5 protein-coding genes are annotated in these 5,308 nt (G+C 65.2%); 2 read left to right on the top strand and 3 right to left on the bottom strand.

Translation table 11 applies throughout. From position 1 onward, the window contains the following. The 3 genes from B3873_RS13335 to B3873_RS13325 all read right to left on the bottom strand — a co-directional run. The coding region (locus tag B3873_RS13335) for a flavin reductase family protein (protein ID WP_286866645.1) at window positions 1-426 on the bottom strand (426 nt) is incomplete at its 3' end. A 117-nt stretch (window positions 427-543) separates the two neighbouring features. After that, a complete protein-coding gene (locus B3873_RS13330; RefSeq protein WP_286866643.1) occupies window positions 544-1,794 on the bottom strand; it encodes a styrene monooxygenase/indole monooxygenase family protein in 1,251 nt (416 codons plus the stop codon). Window positions 1,795-1,898: 104 nt separating this feature from the next. Beyond that, a complete protein-coding gene (locus B3873_RS13325; protein ID WP_039783210.1) occupies window positions 1,899-2,687 on the bottom strand; it encodes an SDR family oxidoreductase in 789 nt (262 codons plus the stop codon). 427 nt (window positions 2,688-3,114) lie between these two features. Here B3873_RS13325 and B3873_RS13320 point away from each other — a divergent pair, with 427 nt between their 5' ends. Further along, window positions 3,115-4,026, top strand: coding sequence for a SphA family protein (locus B3873_RS13320; protein WP_209533924.1), 912 nt, complete (start codon window positions 3,115-3,117; stop codon window positions 4,024-4,026). Window positions 4,027-4,129: 103 nt separating this feature from the next. Next, window positions 4,130-5,308 (top strand): methyl-accepting chemotaxis protein (locus B3873_RS13315; RefSeq protein WP_286866641.1); only part of this gene is annotated, 1,179 nt, incomplete at its 3' end.

Genomic DNA, 5,308 nt, shown 5'->3' with positions numbered 1-5,308 from the left:
GCGCCCGGCATGGAACACCAGCGGTGCCGCCGGCTGGTGGCCGGTGCGCACGATGCGCCCGTCCATCAGCAGGTGATCGCCCACGGTACGGCTATGGTCGTTCTCGCACACCAGTACGGTGAGCGCACCGGCGATCACCGGCAGGTCTTCCGGTGCCTGGGCCACGGCCACGCCCTCGAACTTGTCGGCGATGGCCGGGGTGGCGAAGCGGCGCGCCAGCTCTTCCTGTCCGTCGGCCAGTACGTTGATGGCGAAGTGCGCACAGTCGCGGAAGGCATCCAGGTTGGGCGAGTGGTTCACCAGGCTCCACAGCACCAGCGGCGGATCCAGCGACAGCGAGGCAAAGGAATTGATGGTCAGCCCGACATCGCGTTCGTCGCGGGTGCGCATGGTGACGATGGCCACGCCGGTCGGATAGGCCCCCATCAGGTTGCGCAGGGTGCGCGGTGCCAGATCGGTCTGGCCCCACGGGGCCGGTTGCGCCTGCAGATCAGGCGTGGCTTCGGCCAAGGCCAGGGTTGCAATGGACGACATGATGGCTCCTTATGCAGCGACGGCCACGGCCTTGGCCTGATGGCCGGCCACCAGTTCCTCGCAGGCCTGGGCATCGGCCCACCAGGGGAAGTAGCGCGGCGGGTGGTTGAAGCCTTCGGCGATTTCCTTGGCCAGCGACGGCATCTGTCCGGCTGCACCCAGCAGGCCGAGGATGTGCGGCGGCGGCGGGGTCAGCAGGGAGTTGGTCCACTGCACCACCCACTTGGCGTAATCCCAGAACTGTTCAAAGGTCTGCTCCATCCAGTCACGGGTATAGGGCTTGTCGCCATGGGCCAGGATGGCATCGAGATAGACCTTGGCTGCCTTGGTGGCATTGTTGGCCCCTTGCCCGGTGATCGGGTCATTGGTGGCCACGGCGTCACCCAGGCCAAAGACCAGGCGGCCGGACGGCAGCGTCAGTACCGGCTTGCGCACGGTAGGCGCGAACGAACCGGCAAGGATGCCCTTGTCATCGGTCAGTTCGGCGTGCTCGGCGCGCTCGGCCTCCCAAGGCAGGAACTTGCGCAGGAAGTCCTTGGACGTGGCCAGATGCTCCTGCGGAGTCCGCACCTCGCGCCAGCAATCCAGCGGACCACCGGGGATGCCCTCGAAGACCATGATGTCGCACGGGCCGGACAGGGTCAGGGCCGGGAACACGAAGTACTCGCCGACGCCGGGGATCAGGTTGAAGGCTACGCTGGAATAGTCCGGCTGGCGCTTGAGGCCATGCACATAGGTCAGGGCCAGGGAACGCTGCGGCTTGTCGAAGGGAGAACGGGCGGCATCGCGCTCGAAGAGCTTGACCACTTCGCCCTTGCCGGCCGCCAGGATCACCAGGTCATGTTGCTCGGAGAGGACCTCCAGTTCGGCCACGCCGGCATCCTGGATCAGGACCTTGCCGCCGCGCGCCTCCACCTGCTCCAGCCAGGACGACATCTTCAGGCGCTGGTCCACGGCCTGCGCCGGACGGTCCAGGCGGGCGCTCCAGTCGATGGCCTTGGCCCCGGGCACCTCCGGATGCGGTACGGCAAAGCTGATGCCCTGCACCGGCGGACATTGCTGTTCCCAGTCATTCAAGCCGAGATCGCGTTCGATCTGCAGCGACGGATCGAACATGCACTGGCTGGACATGACCTTGCCGTTGCGCAGGTCATCGGGTGTGCGATTGGTCACCACGGTGACCTGATAACCCTGCTCCAGCAAACCGAATGCCAGCGGAAGACCGGCCTGACCACCACCTACGATCGCGATGCTACGCATGATGTTTCTCCTCTCGTTGTCAATCGATCCGGATCAGCTGAATGATGCGAACCGATCGTTGAAAATTGTTTAAATGTTCTAAATCGTATAAATCATTGATGGCTTTACTGCGCCAGGCGCGGAATGGCCGGCACGGCCTGCTCCGGCCCCATGGCGGAATAGCCGCCATCGACGGCGTAATCGGCCCCGGTGACAAAGGAAGCGTGGCCGGACAGCAGGAAGGCCACCACATCAGCCACTTCTTCCGGGTTGCCCACGCGCTTCAACAGATGGAAATCGGCCGCCACGCGGTCGGTCTTGGCGCGGTCGCCGCCGGTCAGTTCATCCATCACGCGCGACCAGGTCCAGCCGGGCGAGACCGAGTTCACGCGGATGGCGTCACCCGCAAAATCCATGGCCATGTTGCGCGTGACCTGCACCAGCGCTGCCTTGGAGACCGGATAGAGCCAGCGCCCGGTCTGCGCCACCTTGGACGAGATGCTGGTGAAGTTGACGATGGCACCGCCGCCCGCCTTGACCAGATAAGGCCGCACCGCATGGGCGGCCATGACGGCGCTGACCAGATTCACATCCAGAGTCTTGAGCCAGTCCTGGCGTGAGGAAGCGGCACCGTCATCGAGATAGGAGGCGGCCAGGTTGACCAGGAAATCGAGCCGGCCGAAGTGCGCCGCCACTTCTTCCACGGCCTTGGCCACTTGCGCGTCATCGGTGATATCCACGCGCCAGAAGCGACAGGCGCTGCGGTCTTCACCGGCCACGCGCTGGCCGCCGTCGGCGTCGATGTCGAACAGCGCCACCTTGACGCCATAACTGCGCAGGCGGCGAACCACGCCTGCACCGATCAGGGTGGCACCGCCGGTGACGACCGCCACTTTGCCTTCGAGATCTTTCATTGCGCTAACCCTCTGTTGTCGGTTGTGGTGATGCAGGGAGAAGAGCATCGCTTGCTCGCTGCGCCTGCAATGCATGATGGACGCAGCAGGCCGCAAGGCCCTATCCGCAGCGCGCACGGGCTATCCATCGTTTGCGGCAATTTGAAAAGCCGGGTCCGGCAGGCGGCGCGCGTTGCCGCACGGCATGGCCGGGTTCGCCGATGGCGCAAGTTCCTGCACTCAGGGGATAGCGATGACCGGATCTGGATCATCGGTTTGCGAGCACTGCCGCGATCATTGATCCGCCTCAATTCATCTACACGCCAGGCCACTCCGCCACCCGCGCCGGTGTTTCACACCGCAGCACGCTGGGGCCGCGGCAAGTGCTGAAGCGAGCGCGTCGTCTGCACCTGACCTGCCACCACCATTTCACACACAGAGGGAAACCATGAAGAACGCACCACGCACACTGCTGGCACGCGCCCTGGGACTGGGCTGCAGCCTGGGCCTGGCCCTGGCCTGTCTGCCGGCCCATGCCATCGACGGCAGCGGCCTGCCGTCCTATCCGGACGGGCTGGAAAACTTCGGTTCGGGCGCACTGCCGCCACCGGGGGTCTACGGCATGGTCTATACCGGCTTTGCACAATACGACCATATCCGCGGCAACAACGGCCAGGACATCGGACCGCCGGACTTCCGCGTGCAGGTCGGCGTGCTGGCACCGCGCGTGGTGTGGGTCACGCAACAGAGCATCCTCGGCGGCCAGCTGGCCTTCCACGCACTGGCACCGCTGCTGGATGTGGATGTGCGTGCAGGCGGCCGCAATTTCCACAGCCGCGGCCTGGGTGACATCACCGTCGGCCCGGCCCTGGCGTATCACGCCTCGCCGGCCCTGCATTACGCCGTCGGCTTCGACATCACCATGCCCAGCGGCCAGTACAGTGCCGACAATCCCTCCAGCCTGGGCAAGAACATCTGGGTCTACCAGCCGCTGGTGGCCCTGAGCTACATCCAGCGCGAAGGCGTCAATGCTGACGTCAAGCTGATGTATGACTTCAACGGCCGCAACGGTGCCACGCAAACCCGCTCGGGCCAGGCCATCCACGCCGACTACGCGCTGGGCTGGGGCTTCGGCAACGGCCTGGTGGCCGGGGTGGGTGGCTACGCCTACCAGCAGGTGACCAATGACAGCGGCCCCAATGCCGCAGCCGGCAAGTCGCAGGCACTGGCCATCGGCCCCAACCTCAAATACGACAACGGCAAAGGCCTGGTGGTCACGGCCAAGTTCCAGCAGGAATATGACGTCCGCAATCGCCCCGAGGGCAAGCAGTTCTACGTGAAGGCCATCCTGCCGTTCTGACGCGGCTCACGGACTGGCTCTCCCGCCATCGGCCAGGCCGGCCGGTGGCGGGCCTCTTCCCTGCCGGCCATCGCCGGCGACCTCATTTGCAGGAGTTCCGCTCATGGACACCCAGCCTGGCACCACGCGTCCGCTGCCCCTGGCATTGCGCATCGGCCTCACCTTCGGCACCCTGGTACTGCTGTGCATCCTGTCCGGCGTGATCGGGCTATGGCAGTTGCAGCTCGTCACCGGCAAGCTCGATGCCGTGGTCAACGACGGCAATCTCAAGCTGGCGCTGGCACAGGACCTGTCGCGGCAGGTCCATATCGGAGTGGAATCCTTCCAGAGCGTCATCATCATCAGCGACAAGGCGGCGGCCGAGGCGGCCATGCAGCGCGGGGGCGCGGCGCATGAGCGTTTCATCAAGCAGCGCAAGGCACTGCTGGCACTGGTGTCCGATGAGCAGATGCGGCAACTGACGCAAACCGTCTTCACCGTGAACGACCAGAAGGCCGAACCGGCCTTTGGACACTTCGTGCAACTAAGTATGGCCGGCCAGCGCGAGGAAGCCGGCCGCTGGCTGGCCACGCAACTCAATCCGGCGCTGGCGCAATTGCAGGCGGCGATCCAGGCACTCATCGATGTCCAGACCGAACGCAATCATCAGCTGCAACTGCAGAGCCAGCGGGACAGCCAGCGCGCCCGCTGGCTGATGGGGGCGTGCTTCGTGGCTTGCCTGGTCTTTGCAGGCGGGGCGGGTTACGCGCTCATTGCCGGCATGCGCAAGAGCCTGGGCGGCGAACCGCATGACGCGCTGCATGTCGCGCACGAGATCGCCGGGGGCAACCTGGTGGTGACGGTACCGGTGGCCGGACGCGACCAGGCCAGCATGATGGCGGCCATGCGCGAGATGCGCGACAAGCTCATCGCCGTGGTCGGCCTGGTCAATCACAATGCGCAGGCGGTGGCCTCGGCCAGCCAGCAGATCGCGCAGGGACATCATGATCTCTCCGAGCGCACCGAAATCCAGGCCAGCTCTTTGCAGCAGACTACGGCCTCGATGGGTGAACTGAGCAGCAAGGTGCGCTATACCGCCGACCAGTCGGCGCTGGCCTGTCGCCTGTCCGATGAAGCATCGGCCGCGACCCGCAGCGGGCGCGAAGTGGTGGAGCGCGTGATCGCGCAGATGCAGGAAATCGATACCAGCTCGGGCCGGATCGTGGACATCATTTCGGTCATCGAGGGCCTGGCCTTCCAGACCAACATCCTCGCCCTGAATGCGGCGGTGGAAGCGGCGCGT

The organism is Herbaspirillum sp. UBA812 (genome assembly GCF_002296545.1).
Lineage (GTDB): Bacteria > Pseudomonadota > Gammaproteobacteria > Burkholderiales > Burkholderiaceae_D > Herbaspirillum > Herbaspirillum huttiense.
This window is presented reverse-complemented; position numbering and strand designations above follow the sequence as displayed.